This is a genomic window from Streptomyces sp. SID5643 (assembly GCF_009872555.1).
GTDB classification, from domain to species: Bacteria; Actinomycetota; Actinomycetes; order Streptomycetales; family Streptomycetaceae; genus Streptomyces; species Streptomyces iakyrus.
In genome coordinates, this window is sequence record NZ_WWIC01000217.1 from 1 (window position 1) to 15,583 (window position 15,583).

Annotated in this window: 15 protein-coding genes; 9 read left to right on the forward strand and 6 right to left on the reverse strand. The window is 74.4% G+C overall.

From position 1 onward, the window contains the following. The 3 genes from GTY56_RS24470 to rfaE2 all read left to right on the forward strand — a co-directional run. Positions 1 to 379, forward strand: a 379-nt coding sequence (locus tag GTY56_RS24470; protein WP_161367487.1) for a glycosyltransferase, incomplete at its 5' end; no start/stop codon positions are given. Between the two features lie 108 nt (positions 380 to 487). After that, on the forward strand, positions 488 to 1,123 hold the full coding sequence (locus GTY56_RS24475) for a D-sedoheptulose-7-phosphate isomerase (protein WP_161367488.1): 636 nt from the start codon (positions 488 to 490) through the stop codon (positions 1,121 to 1,123). After that, positions 1,120 to 2,517: a D-glycero-beta-D-manno-heptose 1-phosphate adenylyltransferase gene (rfaE2, locus tag GTY56_RS24480; RefSeq protein WP_161367489.1), complete on the forward strand. Its 1,398-nt coding sequence runs from the start codon at positions 1,120 to 1,122 to the stop codon at positions 2,515 to 2,517. The genes GTY56_RS24475 and rfaE2 overlap by 4 nt, the downstream gene beginning before the upstream one ends. A 62-nt stretch (positions 2,518 to 2,579) precedes the next feature. On the opposite strand, the gene GTY56_RS24485 is transcribed toward rfaE2, so the two are convergent. From GTY56_RS24485 to GTY56_RS24500, 4 genes are all read right to left on the reverse strand, one after another. Beyond that, positions 2,580 to 3,821 carry an MFS transporter gene (locus GTY56_RS24485; protein ID WP_237525005.1) on the reverse strand — a complete coding sequence of 414 codons (1,242 nt, stop codon included), beginning with the start codon at positions 3,819 to 3,821 and terminating at the stop codon, positions 2,580 to 2,582. A 353-nt stretch (positions 3,822 to 4,174) separates the two neighbouring features. Then, on the reverse strand, positions 4,175 to 4,738 hold the full coding sequence (locus GTY56_RS24490) for a hemerythrin domain-containing protein (protein ID WP_161367491.1): 564 nt from the start codon (positions 4,736 to 4,738) through the stop codon (positions 4,175 to 4,177). Positions 4,739 to 4,833: 95 nt separating this feature from the next. Continuing rightward, positions 4,834 to 5,367: a DoxX family protein gene (locus GTY56_RS24495; RefSeq protein ID WP_161367492.1), complete on the reverse strand. Its 534-nt coding sequence runs from the start codon at positions 5,365 to 5,367 to the stop codon at positions 4,834 to 4,836. Between the two features lie 63 nt (positions 5,368 to 5,430). Continuing rightward, the gene (locus tag GTY56_RS24500; RefSeq protein ID WP_524540140.1) at positions 5,431 to 6,621 is read right to left on the reverse strand and encodes an amidohydrolase; all 1,191 of its coding nucleotides are present in this window, start codon (positions 6,619 to 6,621) and stop codon (positions 5,431 to 5,433) included. 205 nt (positions 6,622 to 6,826) lie between these two features. On the opposite strand from GTY56_RS24500, the gene GTY56_RS24505 reads away from it, so the two are divergent. The 6 genes from GTY56_RS24505 (at position 6,827) to GTY56_RS24530 (ending at position 12,296) form a co-directional block, all read left to right on the forward strand. Then, entirely contained in the window at positions 6,827 to 8,305 is a 1,479-nt protein-coding gene (locus GTY56_RS24505) for an aminotransferase class I/II-fold pyridoxal phosphate-dependent enzyme (protein ID WP_161367493.1), read from the forward strand. Between the two features lie 108 nt (positions 8,306 to 8,413). Continuing rightward, positions 8,414 to 8,602: a hypothetical protein gene (locus tag GTY56_RS24510; protein ID WP_161367494.1), complete on the forward strand. Its 189-nt coding sequence runs from the start codon at positions 8,414 to 8,416 to the stop codon at positions 8,600 to 8,602. A 19-nt stretch (positions 8,603 to 8,621) separates the two neighbouring features. Beyond that, positions 8,622 to 9,323, forward strand: a complete 702-nt coding sequence (locus GTY56_RS41400) for a hypothetical protein (protein WP_161367495.1) — start codon at positions 8,622 to 8,624, stop codon at positions 9,321 to 9,323. Then, positions 9,320 to 10,231: a DUF6895 family protein gene (locus GTY56_RS24520; protein ID WP_346345562.1), complete on the forward strand. Its 912-nt coding sequence runs from the start codon at positions 9,320 to 9,322 to the stop codon at positions 10,229 to 10,231. The genes GTY56_RS41400 and GTY56_RS24520 overlap by 4 nt, the downstream gene beginning before the upstream one ends. Beyond that, on the forward strand, positions 10,228 to 11,145 hold the full coding sequence (locus tag GTY56_RS24525) for a DUF6895 family protein (RefSeq protein WP_161367496.1): 918 nt from the start codon (positions 10,228 to 10,230) through the stop codon (positions 11,143 to 11,145). Before GTY56_RS24520 ends, GTY56_RS24525 begins: the two co-directional genes overlap by 4 nt. Continuing rightward, positions 11,142 to 12,296, forward strand: a complete 1,155-nt coding sequence (locus tag GTY56_RS24530; protein ID WP_161367497.1) for a serine hydrolase domain-containing protein — start codon at positions 11,142 to 11,144, stop codon at positions 12,294 to 12,296. Before GTY56_RS24525 ends, GTY56_RS24530 begins: the two co-directional genes overlap by 4 nt. A 7-nt stretch (positions 12,297 to 12,303) precedes the next feature. On the opposite strand, the gene GTY56_RS24535 is transcribed toward GTY56_RS24530, so the two are convergent. Continuing rightward, positions 12,304 to 13,671 carry an alpha-lytic protease prodomain-containing protein gene (locus GTY56_RS24535; RefSeq protein WP_161367498.1) on the reverse strand — a complete coding sequence of 456 codons (1,368 nt, stop codon included), beginning with the start codon at positions 13,669 to 13,671 and terminating at the stop codon, positions 12,304 to 12,306. 173 nt (positions 13,672 to 13,844) lie between these two features. Further along, complete coding sequence (locus tag GTY56_RS24540; protein WP_161367499.1) at positions 13,845 to 15,509, reverse strand: alkaline phosphatase D family protein; 1,665 nt, start codon at positions 15,507 to 15,509, stop codon at positions 13,845 to 13,847. Between the last annotated feature and the right edge of the window lie 74 nt (positions 15,510 to 15,583).

Consider the following 15,583-nt stretch of genomic DNA (forward strand, 5'->3'; position numbering starts at 1 on the left):
CGCCCTGCCCAGCGAGGAGGTGCCGTCGCTGCTGCGCTCCGCGGACGTCGTCGTGTGCCCCGCCGACTACGAACCCTTCGGCATCGTCCCGCTGGAGGCCATGGCCTGTGGCGTGCCCGTGGTGGCCAGCGCGGTCGGCGGGCAGCTCGACACCGTCGCCGACCCGGGCACCGGGCGTCTGGTGCCGCCCCGCGACCCGGCGGCCCTGGCCGCCGCCGTCGCCGCGCTGCTCACCGACCCGGCGGCCCGCGCCGCCTGCGGTGCGGCCGGCCGCCGACGCGTCCTGAGCCGGTACGGCTGGGGCCGGGTCGCCGCCGCCACCGAGGCCGCCTACTGCGAAGTCCTCGACACCGAGCCCGCCGCGACCCGCGCCGGCTGACCGCCCGGTCCCGCTCCCCGCCCGACGACAGCCACCACGGCCCGACGTTCGACATCCGAAGGAGGTGCGGGTTCGCCGCCGTCACCCACGGCGGTACGCCCGATCGACATGAGCGAACCCCCCGCACACCCCGTCCTGGAAACCGCGCGACTGCACTGCCGGTCACTGGAGGAATCCCTCGGAGGGTTCCGCAGGCACGGACTCGACAGGGTGGCGGACTGGGGCGGCCGCCTCGCCGACGTCCTCACCGGCGGCGGACGGCTGCTGGCCGCGGGCAACGGCGGCAGCGCCGCCCAGGCCCAGCACCTCACCGCCGAACTGGTCGGCCGCTACCGCCGGGAACGCCGCGCCTACTCCGCGCTCGCCCTGCACGCCGAGACGTCCAGCATGACCGCCATCGGCAACGACTACGGCTTCGACCACGTCTACGCCCGTCAGGTCACCGCCCACGGCCGCCCCGGCGACGTCCTGATGCTGCTCTCCACCTCGGGGCGCAGCCCCAACCTCATCGCCGCCGCCGTGACGGCCCGGCAGGCCGGACTGCGTGTGTGGGCTCTGACCGGACGCGGCCCCAACCCCCTGGCGGAAGCCGCCCACGAGTCGCTGTGCATCGACGCCGGCAGCACCGCCAACGTCCAGGAGATCCACCTCGTCGCCGTCCACCTGCTCTGCGAGTGCTTCGACACGGCCGTGTCCGCGCTGCCGGCACGCCGCGCCGTCCTCACCCACGGGAGCACCTCATGACCGGGCCCCACCCGCTCGTCGTCGTCGGGGACGTCCTCCTCGACGAGGACATCGAAGGCGTCTCCACCCGCCTCGCCCCGGACGCCCCCGCCCCCGTCGTCGACGTCACCGGGGATCGCCGCCACCCCGGCGGAGCCGGACTGGCCGCCGCCCTGGCCGCCCGCGGTGGCCGGGACGTGGTCCTGGTGACGGCGCTCGGCGACGACGAGGCCAGCGAGGCGGTACGGCGCGGGCTGCGCGGCCGGGTCGGGCTGCTGGAGATCCCGCTGGACGGCACGCTGCCGGTCAAGACCCGTGTCCTCGCGGGCGGGCGGCCGGTGGTCCGCATCGACCGGGGCGGCGGCACCCCCGGCGAACCCGGTGACGCGGTCCGTGAGGCTCTGGCCGGCGCGCACGCCGTCCTGGTCGCCGACTACGGCCGGCACACGGCCGGTGCCCTGCGGCCGCTCCTGGAGGACGCCGCCCGCCGCACGCCCCTGGTGTGGGACCCGCACCCCAAGGGCGACCCGCCGGTGCCGGGAGCCCGCCTCGTCACCCCCAACGCGGCCGAGGCACGGGCCCTGCACCCCGGCTCCGGGGACACCACGCTGGGCGCGTACGCCGAGAGGGGGGCCCGTCTCGCCGAGCGCTGGCGGGCCGCCGGTGTCGCCGTCACCCTCGGCGAACGCGGGGTGCTGCTGGTCCGGCCGGGCTCCGGCACCCCGATGCTCGTCCCCGTGCCCTACCGGGCCGCCGGGGACCCCTGTGGCGCCGGCGACTGCTTCGCCGCCACGACGGCGGCGGCCCTCGCCGACGGCCTGCTGCCCGAGGAGGCGCTGCAACGGGCCGTCGCCGAGGCGGCCGCGTTCGTCGCGGCGGGCGGGGCGGGCAACCCCGACCTGTGGCGGACCGAGCCCGCCCCCGGCCCCGCCGCCGATCCCGTGCACGACGCGTTCGGCCTTGCCGAGCGGGTCAGGTCCCGGGGCGGCACCGTCGTCGCCACCGGTGGCTGCTTCGACCTGGTGCACGCGGGTCATGTCGGCCTGCTGGAGAGCGCCCGGCGCATCGGCGACTGCCTCATCGTGTGCCTGAACTCCGACGCGTCCGTCGCCCGCCGCAAGGGGCCGGGCCGTCCGCTCAACCCGGCGGCCGACCGTGCCCGCGTGCTGGCCGCGCTGGGCAGCGTCGACGCCGTCGCGGTCTTCGAGGAGGACACCCCCGAGGCGGTACTGGCCCGGCTGCGGCCGGACGTCTGGGTCAAGGGCGGCGACTACTCCGTCCAGGACCTGCCCGAAGCGGAGGTGCTCCGCACCTGGGGCGGCCAGGCCGTCGTCCTGCCCTACCTCGACGGCCGCTCCACGACCCTGCTGGCCCGCCGCGCGGCGGTGGCGGCGGAGGCGGCCCTGCGACCGTAGGGCGTCCGGGACGCAGCCCTGCGGGTGCGGGCCGCGCGCCCGGCCCCTTGGGGCGAGGCAGCTCAGGCGGCCGGGCTCAGGGCCGGCTTGCCCAGGGCGTCGTGGTCCTCCTTGCGGAGCAGCACGGGCGCCGCGGCCCGGCGCCGGCGCAGCAGGGAGCCCGCCCCGATCGCGCCGGCGATGAGCAGTCCCCCGGCGACGAGGGCGCCGCGGGGGCCGGCCAGTTCCATGAGGAGGCCGAGTGCCGGCGGGCCGCCCAGGCCCCACACCGTGCCGATGCTGCCCCACACGCCCAGCACCCGTCCCCGCAGGTGGGCAGGCGGATCCGTCTGGAGGACGGCCGTACCGGCCGTGTCGGAGACCGACTCCACCACGGCCATGGGCAGTACCAGCACGATCAGCACCGCCAGCGACGGCGACAGGCCCGCCACGACCTGCAGCAGCGCCCCCGCGGCCGCCAGGGCGCCCACGAGCCGCACCGACGGCCGGCGCAGCCGGGCGCCCAGGACCGCGCCGAGGATGCCACCGGCGGCGAGCACGGTCGACACCGTGCCGAACGAACCGGCGCCTCCCGCGAGCGGCCCGGTGACGAGCACGGCCAGGGTGAGTCCGTAGTTGCGGCCGAACACCGCGCTGATCCCGGTCACACCCGCCAGCGCGACCAGGCGCGGCCGCCGCACGAAGTAGGCGAGCCCCTCGCGCACGGTCAGGTCCGAGCCGGCGCCCCCGGGCTCCCGGCCGGTCTGCCGCACCGCTCCGGCGGCGGGGCGCAGGAACGGGATGACAGCGGCCACGAAGAGGAACGAAAGACCGTTCGCGAAGTACGCGGCGGACGTGCCGAGGAACCCGACCGCCACACCGGCCAGGGCCGCTCCCACCAGCCGGCCCGCCTGGTGCACCAGCGCCCCGACGCCGATGGCCGAGGGCACGTCCTCCGCGGGCACGAGGTCGTTGCCCAGCAGCGCGCACGCCGGGTTGTCGACGGTCGCGACGACACCCGTGACGGCAGCCAGCACCATCAGCGAGGTCATGTCGATCCGGTCCAGTGCCACGAGGACGGCCGTGGTGAACGCGACAGCGCCGAGCAGCGCCTGGCTCACGGCTGCCGTCAGCTTGCGGGGCCACCGGTCGACGGCGGCCCCGCCCAGCACGCTGATCAGCAGCGCCGGGGCGGCCTGCACGGACATGGACAGACCCGTCGCGGCGGCGGACCCGGTGATCTGCAGGACCAGCAGGTTCTGCACGGTGAGCTGCATCCACGTACCGGCGTTCGACACGAAGTTCGCGACGGACCACCAGCGCATGCTGCGGTACCGCAGCGACCGCCAGGGCGAACGGGAGGCGGGCAGGGCAGGGGAGGGGGAGGAAGACACAGTGCGGTACTCGGAGACGAGTCGGAGGACTCAGGAGAAGGGGACGAGGGGGCGGGGCACACCGGCCGCGCTGCGCGGTGGCTCCCCTCGACGGGTACGGCGCCGCCCATCGTGGCAGAGGAGGCCGGAGAAGCGGTTCCACCGCACCGTGATCCGCCGTCCCGCACCTTCCAAACTCCCTGCCGCACACGGGCGTTGGGGTCACAGTGTGGTTACTCACACGCACACACACGGAAGCGGGGCCCGTCGCCTCGGCGACGGACCCCGCACAGACGGTGACGGCCCTACTCGAACGTGCCGCGGCCGCTCAGCGCGTCCCGCAGCCGGTCCACCATCCCGGTGCCCGGGGCCAGGAGCTTGTTCGCCGGCGGCTTGTCGGGGGCCGCCGGGTGGGGCCGGGTCGGAGCGGTCTTCTTCGCCTTGCGCACCTTGTCGCCCAGCTCGTTGAGCGCGTCCATCGGACAGGCCTGCCGCAGCCGCGGGAAGAGGTTGCCCTCCTCGTCGGCGATGTGCGAGCGGATCTCGCTCATGAGCATGCCCATCAGCCGGTCGAACTCGGCGTCGCCCGCGTCGCAGCCCTCCAGGTCCTTCATGATCTGCTCGGCCGTGGCGTGGTCCTGGAGCTCCTGGTCGGCGATGGCGTCCCCACCGGCCACGTGCTCGCGGACCGCCGGGTAGAGGTAGGCCTCCTCGGCCACCGAGTGCCGTACGAGCTCCATCGTGACCTGGTCGGCGTACACCTTGCGGTCTTGGTGGCCGGACGGCAGTGCCTCGATCCTGCCGAACATCTCCTCGACCTCGCGGTGATCGGTCACCAGCTCGTCGATGACGTTTCCTCCGTGTCCCATGTCCTTCACCTCCAGCGCTCGGGTCCCCCCGGCCCCATGGGGTTAACGTGCGGTCCCGCCGGTGCCGCACCGGCGGGCCGGGCGGGTCCGGCGGTTCACGCGGGGAGCTTGGCCCGGACGCGCCCGGCCGCGGCGGCAGGCCGTGCGGTGGCACGCACGGAGCGGCGCACCAGACCCGCGTCGCGCCGCAGACCACGGGCGGCGTGCGTGCCGCGCCACACCACCGAGGGGCGGGCGCCGGTGTCGTCGGCGGCGATCAGCAGCCCGCCGAGCATGGACAGGTTCTTGAAGAAGTGGATGCGCTGCTGGGCCCGCTCCTCGGGGTCCTCCGCCTCCCAGAAGCGGTGCCCGGCCAGCGTCGTGGGCACCAGGGTGGCCGCGATGGCCAGCGCGGCCGGACGCGGCATGCGCCCGGTGGCCAGCATCAGCCCCGCGGCGACCTGTACGGCGCCGCTGAGGCGCACGACCTGCTCGGTGCGGTCCGGCAGGGCCGGGACGCGCTCGGTGACCGGTTGGACGACAGGCTCGGCGGCGTCGGCGACCTGCTCCGGGTCGCGGACGGAACTCAGGCCGCCCGTGAGGAACATCGAGGCCAGCATGGGGCGGCCGAGCACTCGCAACAGACTCATGGCCCTCTCCAGGGGGTCGGTGGGTACAGCGTTCGCCGGGTTCCCCAGCCGGAGCCGAACCACTCACACCGCCCGGTGCCGCGCCCAGGCCTCCTCGCGCAGTTCGCCGGACAGCAGGACGTCGGCGGCGGTGCAGGCGAGCGCCTCGGTCGCGGCGAGCAGCACCACGCGGGCCCGGGGCGAGGCGGCCGCCTCGGCGAACTCCGGGGTGTGGTCAGAGCCGTCCCCGCCCATGATCGCGACGAACGGGTGGATGGCGGGCACCCGCGTGCTGACGTTGCCGATGTCGGACGAGCCCAGGTACACGCCGGGCGCCGGCGGCGACAGCGCGACCCCGGCCCGGGCCAGGTGCGCGGCGAACCGCTCGGACAGCACCCGGCTGTCCCGGAAGTGCTCGTAGCGCACGGTGGCCCGCTCCACCTCGGCGGTGGTGCCGGTGGCCCGGGCCACCCCGTTTGCGCACACCCGCAGCCGCTCCGTCAGGTCCTCCAGCGCCGCCGTCGTGGCCGCCCGCAGCCCGAACAGGCCCTCGGCGAAATCCGGGACGATGTTCGTGGCCGTTCCGCCGTGCGTGACGATGCCCTGCACGTGCGAGCCCTCCGGCAGCCTCCGCCCCAGCACGGCCAGCACGTTGAACAGCTCCACGAGCGCCGCCAGCGCGTCGACGCCCTCGGTCGGGTTGCCCGTGGGATGGGCGGCCCGGCCGTGGAAGGCCACCCGGTACTGCACCTGCGCCGTCAGCGGCGCCCGCGCCCAGCTGTACACGCCCGGGTGGAACATGAGCGCCGCGTCGACCTCGTCGAACACCCCCGCCTCCACCTCGACGGCCTTGCCGCCGCCGCCCTCCTCGGCGGGCGTGCCCACCGCCAGCACCGTCCCGGCGGACGTCTCGGGCAGGGCGGTGGCCACGGCCAGCGCGGCACCCAGTCCGGCCGCCGCGATGAGGTTGTGGCCGCACGCGTGGCCGAGACCGGGCAGGGCGTCGTACTCCATCAGCAGCGCCACGGCGGGCCTGCCCCGGCCCCGGCGGGCGCGGAACGCCGTGGGCATCCCCGCCACACCGCGCTCCACGTCGAACCCGGCGTGCTCCAGCTCACCGGACAGCAGGGCGGCCGCCCGGTGCTCGGCGAAGGCGGGCTCGGGGTCGGCGTGCAGGCGCAGGGCCACGTCCCACAGGGCGTCGGCCCGGGCCGTCACGTGTGCGCGGACGGCTCGGTGCACGGCGTCGGGCGTACGGGGCACGGTACGGGTCACGGGGGTCTCCTCGATGCCGGTTCGTCCCGGCCGGGTTTCACTCCCCGCCGCCGTGACACCCCGGGCTCCCGCCGCTCTCCCGGCCGGCACGGCACCCGTGGCGTTTCGTCCGGTGTCCGGGGTCAACACGGTCGGTGTGCCCGCCGGGCCACGAGAGCGTGGACGCCGCGGCGGCGGCTCGGGCGGGCCGGACCCGGGAGGAACCATGGACCACTCGCGCGCGCCCGTCCTGGAGGCGCTGGCGGACTTCCGGCGCCGCGGCGACATCGCCTACGGTCCGCCCGGCCACAAGCAGGGCAGGGGAGTGGACCCCCGGGTGGCGCAGATCGTCGGCCTCGACGTGTTCCGCTCCGACGTGCTCTCCCTCAACGGGCTCGACGACCGCCGCCAGTCGCAGGGCGTCCTGAGCCGGGCCCAGGAGCTGATGGCCGACGCGGTCGGCGCCGAGCACGCGTTCTTCTCGACCTGCGGCAGCTCCCTGTCCGTGAAGACCGCCATGCTCGCCGCGGCCGGGCCGGGGGAGAAGCTGCTGCTGTCGCGCAACGCCCACAAGTCCGTCGTCGCGGCCGTCGTCGTCAACGGCGTCGAACCGATCTGGGTCCGTCCGAGGTTCGACGCCGAACGTCATCTGGCCCACCCGCCCGAGCCCGACGACGTCCGACGGCGCCTGAAGGAGCACCCGGACGCCAAGGGCATGCTGCTCATCACGCCCACCGACTGGGGCTCCTGCGCCGACATCGCGGGAGTGGCCCGGGCGTGCCACGCCTACGACATGCCCGTCATCGTGGACGAGGCCTGGGGCGCCCACCTGCCGTTCCACCCCGAGCTGCCCGCCTGGGGCATGGACGCCGAGGCCGACCTGGTGGTCACCAGCGTGCACAAGATGGGCGGTGCGGTGGAGCAGAGCTCGGTCTTCCACCTCCAGTACGACCGTGTGGCGCCCGAGGTCCTCGCCCAGCGGGAGGACCTGCTCGGTACGACCAGCGCCTCCTCCCTCGTCCACGCCACGCTCGACGGCTGGCGCCGGCAGATGGTCGAGCAGGGACACGAGCTGCTGGACGCGGCCATCCGCCGTGCCCACCGCATCCGGGCGGCGGCCGCCGAGCTGCCGGGACTGCGGCCCATGGGCCGGGAGATCGTGGCGGAGGGGCTCGCCGCCGACCTCGACCCGCTCAAGATCGTGATCGACGTCCGCGAGCTCGGGATGAGCGGCATGCAGGCGGTGGAGTGGCTGCGCGACCACCGGCACGTGGACGTCGGCGGTTCGGACAGCTGCCGCATCAGCGCGTCGGTCACCTGCGCGGACGACGACGAGACCGAGGAGGTCCTGCTGGACGCCCTGCGGGCGCTCGTCGAGCACGCGGACTCCGTCGAGCGGCGTCCGCCGGTCCGGCTTCCCGAGCCGTCGGCACTGGAACTGGAGCAGGCCATGCTGCCCCGCGCGGCGTTCTTCGCCCCGGTCGAGCACGTGCCGGCCGGGCGGGCGGCGGGCCGGGTCTCCGCGGAGATGATCAGCCCCTATCCGCCGGGGGTCCCCGTGGTGGCGCCGGGTGAGGTCATCACCGACGAGGTCCTGGACTACCTGCGCAGCGGTGCCGAGCACGGCGTCCTCATCCCGGACGCGGCCGACTCGGCGGTCCGCACGCTGCGCGTCGTGGCACGCGGGGCGGTCCCTCGGGGCTGAGATGTTGAAGATGTTATTTAAGTGAATTCTGAGAAAGTTGGCATGCTTTGTCCGATTCCGGAGATCCGGAAGGTGAAGGTACTCGCTTCAGCTCAGGGAGATGGTGCTATGCCTTCCAAGGAAAAGGTCATCGAGGAACTGACCGGCATCCCGAGTGTCGACATCGAGGCGGCACTCGACCCGACCGAACTCGACGGGGTCTACCGCGACAGCCGTGAGTGCGCAGCACTGGCACTGTCCTCCGGGGCAACCAAGCTGCTGCTGTCGCCGCCGACCCCGCGCCCGAAGAAGGGCTAGTGATCGACGGGAGTAGTCAATGGAGCAGTCTGGCACTTCGACCCTCTTGCAGGGCGCGGTGCAGGACCTCGCCTCCAGTGTGGTCTCCGCCCTCCGGGGCGGAGACCACGCGCGAGCGGCCGCCCCCGGGCCGGTCGACGTGGAGGAGGGAGGCCTCGCCCTCGCGGCCGTCCGTGTGCTGGGAGCCGACGCGTTGCTGCCGGCCGTCCTGCTGGGCACCCCGCCCGACCCGGACGAACTCGCCGTGTTCCGCAAGTCCGCGGAGTCCTTCCCGCCCCGCCCCGACGCGGCACCCACCGTGCTGTGGAGCCACTGGGCCATGGGGCGCACCCTGCGCACGCTCGACCCGCCGTCCGCCGCCGCCCACACCGACGGCACCGAGCCCGGCGCCGAGTGGCTCGACGGCGCGAGCTGGCAGGTCCTGACCCACCAACTGGCCGTGCTGGCCCCCCTCGCCCTGCCCGGCGAGGACTGCGCCGTCTCCCGCGTGGCGCAGGGCCGCCCCGTGGACGTCGCCCGCGGATTCGTGCGTGCGGTGCGCCGCAGGGACTGGCGGCAGGCCGCCGGTGCCGGCCGCTGGCTCACCCTGCTGCACGGCGTCCCCGAGACGCTCGGTCTCGAACCGGGCCTGGATTTCGTGGAACTGATGGGCGGTCACGACCCGCTCGTCGCACTCCAGGTGACAGCCGCCCGCCGCCTGCGCACCGGAGCGATGGTGTGACGACGGCACAGGCCCCGGAGATCCGGCGGGTGGCGCGGACCGCGCTCGCCTGGGCGTCCGCGCACCGCGCGGACTTCGCCCTCGGCGAGGACGCGCTGGCCGCCGACGGACAGGTCAACAGCAGCTGGAAGCCGCTCGGCGAACTGGCCCAGGTCTGCGCGAGCGTCACCCGCCGCACGCCCCCGACCGACCCCCTGCACACCTGCGCGGCCGACCTGCTGGCCTTCGCATGGCGGCAGACCGGCGACGGCGAGCTGTTCCTCCTGCTGCAACGACTGGAACCCTTCGCCACCTACCCGCTGGAGGTCTACGCCGCCCTGGCCGCGGCCGGATACCGGCACCCCGCTTACGAAGCCGCCACCGCCACCGTGGCCCGGACCCGCGGCTGGCAGCTCACCGAGCAGGAACCGACCCGCCGCCTGGGCGTCCTCAAGGCCGAGGAACGGAGCGGCACGCACCGGGACGAGCCCGTGGAGCGGGCGCTGCGCCGCACCTGGCTGGGCGGCCTCCCGGAACCCTGGACCTTCGAGCGGTCCGCCGGATACGCGCTCACCCACGTCGTCTTCCACCTCACCGACTGGGGACGCGCCCCCGGGGGAGTGCCGTCCGACCTCACCGCCTACCTCGCCGACTGGCTGCCGCCCTGGCTCGACACCTGCCTGGACGCGCGGATGTGGGACCTGTGCTGCGAACTGCTCGCCGTGGCCGCGAGCGTGCCCGGCCTGCCCGGCGACGCCGTACCGGACGACGCCTGGCAGCGGATCGCGGCGGCCCAGGACGCGTCCGGCGCACTCCCCGAGGAGGGGGACGAGGGTGACCCGGGCCGGTACTTCGCACACCACTACCACTCCACCCTCATGGCGGCCTTCGCGGCGGCTCTCACCGCCGGACAAGGAGCACCGGTATGACCGACACCCGCCTGATCCACACCGTCGGAGTGGGCGCCATCGAATGGCTGTGGGCCCACCGGGACGGATTCCGCCTGGAACCCGACGTGGACCCCGAAGTCGGCTTCCTGGAGCGCTTCAAGCCCGTCGGTGAACTGGCACTGATCTGCAAGGTGCTGTTCCGCGAGGGAGTGGCCGGCTCGCGCCAGGCCCAGCTCGCACGCCGGCTGCTCGACCACGCCTGGCGCGAGACCCTCGACGGCGGCACGATGCTGGTCCGCGGACAGCGGACCGAGCCGATCTCCCCCATCCCGTTCGAGGTGTACCTCCCCTTCAGGGAGCTGGGCTACAGCCAGCCCGACGTCGAACGGGCCGCCGTACTGAACCACCGGCTCGACAGCTGGGTCGCGTTCGAGACGACCCCGACCCGGCGGCTGGGCCTCTCCGCCTTCCAGCGCCGCTACGGCCTCACCCCCCGCCCGCCCGAGGCCGACCTCGTGGGCGCGACCTGGCTGGCCCGGACCCCGGAACCCTGGACCGTCGAGGGCCACATCGCCTACGACGTCACCCACACCGTCTTCCACCTCACCGACTGGGGCGAGGACCCGGACGGCCTGCCGCCCGGCATCGCCGACTACCTCGCGACCTGGCTGCCGGTGTGGATCGACGACTGGCTGGACCTGGAGCGCTGGGACCTGCTCGGCGAACTCCTCGTCGTCGACGCCTGCCTGCCCCGGCCCACCCTGGACGAACGGGCCTGGCAGGCCTTCGCCGCCGCGCAGCAGCCGGACGGGGCGATGCCCGCGATCCGCAGGATGCCCGAGGGCACGCCCGACGAGGTGTTCGACATCGTCTACCACCCGACCCTGGTGGCCGCCTTCGCCTCGGTCCTGGCCACCTCACGTGCCCTGTCCGGCCTGGCGCACGCGTCATGACGACCCGTTCGCTGCCACCGTGGCCGGCCGAACCCGGACTGCTCGACGCCGAGGACCCGAACCGGACCGCGGCCGTCCCACGGGCCGACCTCGCCCCGGACGACCGGCTGCTCGCGGACGCCGTCACCGCGTCGGACGCCCCCGACGTCGTCTTCGCCCTCTCGCGCGGCGGCCACCGCACCATCGTGAGCGGCGGCACCGCCCCGCCCCCGCCGCTGCCCCGCGAGGACCTGCGCTACGAGATCGGCTCCGCGAGCAAGACGTTCACGGGCCTGCTCCTGGCCCGGCTCACCGACGCCGGCGTGCTCTCCGGAGGCGAACCGGCCACCGCGCTCCTGGACGACGGGCGGCCCGTCGGAGCGACCCCGGTGACGCTCGCCCACCTGATCACCCACACCTCCGGACTGCCCGCCCTCCCCGCCGGGTTCCTCCGCCGGGGGCTGCCCGCCTGGAACACCAACCCCTACGCCCGCTTCCCGGCCGACCGGGTCGTCGACGCCTACCTGCGCCACCGGCAACGGCACCGCCCGGGCACCCGCTGGCGCTACTCCAACTTCGGCGTCGCCGTCCTCGGGCACGCCCTGGCCGCCGCGACCGGCACCCCGTGGGAGGACCTCCTCACCGGCCAGGTGCTGCGCCCGCTCGGCCTCGACGGCACGACCCTGCACGCGGACGGCTCCGGGCTCGACGCCGCCGGGCACGGCAAGGACGGCGAGACACCCGTGCCGCCCTTCGACGCCGGCGGTTTCCAGGCGGCCGGCGCCGTACGGGCCACGCCGTACGACCTGCTCGCCTTCCTGGAGGCCCAGCTGCGGCCCGGCGACGCGCCACCGGAACTCGCCCCCGCCCTGCGCGCGGTGCGCCTTCCCGTGCTCCGCCGGGGCCTGACACACCGCCACGTGCACACCATCGCCTGGTTCCGTCACCCCACCGACGGCGGACCGATGTTCTTCCACAGCGGCGCCACCCTCGGCCAGCAGGCGTTCCTGGGCTTCCGCCCCGACACCGGCACGGCACTCGCGGCCGTCTGCACCCGCCGCTTCCGCGCCCAGGACCCCTTTGTCGCCACCGCGTACGCCCTGCTCGCGGAGGACCGGCCGGACCCGCCCGGCGCCGACGGCACGTGCCGCGCCGGCGCCGGGCAGCCCTGACCCCTCGTCACACCCGCTGCCACAGCGCGGGGGTGTGGGCGGGAACCCAGGGGCCCTGGGCCTGGTGCGTCTGCAGGCACTGGTAGCGCACACCCGCGTGCGTCACCGTGACGCCCGCCTCGTACACGCGGCCCGCGGCCCACGTCGGGGCCGCATTGCCCTGCGGCTCCGGGGACTCGGCCTCGGCGGTCTTCAGGGTGAGGCCGAACTCACTGAGCAGCGGGTTGAGCGGCTGGTAGAACGTGGTGCCGCCGGTCTTGCAGTCGCCGCTGCCCCCGGACGTCACGCCCTGCGCCTGGACGCCCGAGACATACGGCCCGCCCGAGTCGCCCGGCTCGGCGCACACCGTCGTCTGGGTCAGCCCGTCCACCCGGCCCTCGGCGTAGCTGACACTGGTGTCGTGCTGCTCGACCTTGCCGCAGTGCCACCCCGTGGTGGAGCCCGAGCGGCAGACGGCCGCCCCGACCAGCGCCTGGACCGAGCCGGTGACCTGCACCGTCTGCCCGCCCTCGCCCTTCACGTTCGGCGTGGCCTTCCACGGGTCGGTGACGGCCACCCACGACATGTCCTTGCCGGGGAACGTGGAGGCCTGGAAGGTGCCCTGGTCCGCCTTGTTGTGCCCGGTGGTCTTGGCGCCCTGCTTGCCGCAGTGGCCCGCCGAGGCGAAGCCCTCCTGCTCGCCCTTGGTGACGGAGAACCCGATGGAGCAGCGGGCGGTGCCGTCGATGTAGTAGGCGTCCCCGCCGGTCAGGTCCTCCATGAGCCGCGGCCGGTTCGCCGTGACCTTCACGCCCACACTCTTGGCGTCGAGACCCGCGGCCTTGACGAACCCCGCCGCGGCGGCCTTGCTCCCGGCCTCCACCACGACCCGGTTGCCCGGGATGTCGACGTACCACAGCGGCGTGTCGAGGGTGCCGACCCGGGCGGCCGCCGCGTCCAGCTTCTCCTTGGCGGTCCTCAGGTCGCGCAGCGTCTTCTTCACGACGCTCGCCTTCGCGCCCTGCGCCTTGATGGCCGGCACGTCCGCGGCGTCCGTGGTCGCCACCACGAGCTCCTGCGAGGTCGTGCCGCGCAGCCAGGCCCCCGCGAAACGCTCGCCCAGGGCGTTGCGCAGCCGCCCCGCCCGGGTGCCCGCCTCCGCCTCGTTGACCAGGCGCCGGGACGCCTGGGCGGGGGTCAGCCCGAGGTCGCGCTCCATGGCGCGCAGCACCGGGGCCGACGGCCGGTCGGCGCCGAGGGTCTGGGCGGCGCTGGGCAGGGGGCCCGCCGCGGGCGTCGGCTCGGCCGCCACGGCGGCGGGGATCCCGGTGGCGACGAGCGCGCCGAGCGCGGTCAGCGCCACCCGGCGACCGGTCACGGCATGTCTGTGGACCATGCGATGCGTCTCCTTCGATCTGAGCGTTCGATGAGGGGTGTCGATCAGAGGGGTGTCGATCTTGGTGAGCTCCCGCACAGGCCTTGCCGGAACGGGCCGGTGCGATACCCCGGGCCGCGCCGTTTCGCGCTTTGGTGCGGGGAACGGCGCCATGTGCAGTACGGGCCGGTGCCTCACACGGACTTCAGGCCGGGCGAACCCGCCTCGGTCACGAAGGACGCGGTCGTCGAGATGCCCCCGCCGGGCGTCGTGATGGCCGGGACGGTCCGGAAGTCCACCTGGGCGTTCTCGCGGCCCATCTCGACCCGGACGTAGCCGCGCCGGCCGTCGAAGTACTTCATGTGGGGGTTGGCCTTCATGTACGTGTCCCACTCGGCCGGCTTCGCGGTGCCGTTGCCGCCGCTGGCGACGGAGGTGCAGGTGAACTCCGTGCCGACCGTCTTGGAGGCCGGGTCGTCGAAGTTCTCCTTGATGTCGAAGGCGTATCCGACGTGGACGTCACCGGTGAGGACCATCAAGTTGTCGATGCCGGCGGCCTTCGCGCCCGCCATGACACGGCTGCGGGAGGCCCGGTAGCCGTCCCACGCGTCCATGGAGACCCGGGCCGGTTCGGTCAGGTCGAACTTGCGCTGGGAGAAGCACACCTGCTGGGGCAGGACGTGCCACAGCGCGTTCGACTTCTGCCAGCCGTCCAGCAGCCAGCGCTCCTGATCGGCGCCGGTGAGGGTGCGGGCCGGATCGTCCGACTCGGCGCCCGGTGCGTGCGGCCGGTCGCTGTAGGCCTGGTCGGAGCGGTACTGGCGGGTGTCGAGGATGTCGAACTGGGCGATCGAACCCCAGGCCAGCCGCCGGTAGAGCCGGGCGTCGGGCCCGTTCGGCAACTGCTCGGCGCGCAGCGGCTGGTTCTCCCAGTACGCCCGGTAGGCCGCGGCCCGCCGGACCAGGAACTCCTCCGGAGCGCTGCCCTTCTCGTCGTAGGGGCCCGCGTAGTTGTTCTCCGTCTCGTGGTCGTCCCAGGTCACGACGAACGGGTGCTGGGCGTGCGCGGCCTGGAGGTCCGGGTCGCTCTTGTAGAGCGCGTAGCGCAGCCGGTAGTCCGCGAGGGTGGTCGCCTCGCGGTTGAACACGTCGGGCAGCTTGCGGTCGGTGTAGCGGCGGGCTCCGCCGGCGGAGTCCACGGCGTACTCGTACAGGTAGTCGCCGAGGAAGAAGACCACGTCGACGTCCTCCTGCGACAGATGCCGGTGGGCGGTGTAGAAACCGTCCTGGTAGGCCTGGCAGGCGACGGCGGCCAGCCGCAGGCTGTCGGTGTCACTGCCCGGGGCCGGGGCGGTGCGGGTGCGGCCGACGGGGCTGATCCAGGTGCCCACCCGGAACCGGTAGTAGTACTCACTGTCCGCCCGCAGGCCCTTGACGTCGACGTGCACGCTGTGCGCGTACTCGGGATGGGCCGTGGCGGTGCCTTCCTGCTCGACGATGACGAACCACTCGTCGAGCGCCACTTCCCAGGAGACGGCGACCCGTTCCTGGCCGAGGCCACCGTCCTCCGCGAAGGGCTGGGGCGCGAGCCGGGTCCAGAGGAGCACCGAGTCGGGCAGCGGGTCCCCGGAGGCGATGCCGAGGGTGAACGGGTTGTCGGTGATCCGGGCGGCGTCGCGTTCTCGGGCGGCGGTGGCGCCGCGCGCCGGCCGGTTGGTGCTGAAGGCGAGCATCGCGGCGGCCGCGGTGACGGTCAGGAAGCGACGGCGGGCGAGGTGCGGCGCCGCGCTGCGCAGTACGGCGTCGTGCGGGGAGAAGGCATGCTCGGAGGGTGGTTTTTGACGGCCCGTCAGCGCCATCTGATGTCCTCTCGTACGGGGCACGTGCGCCCCGAGTGGACGCGTGGGGACATCGCCGACGTGCGGAGCGCGGA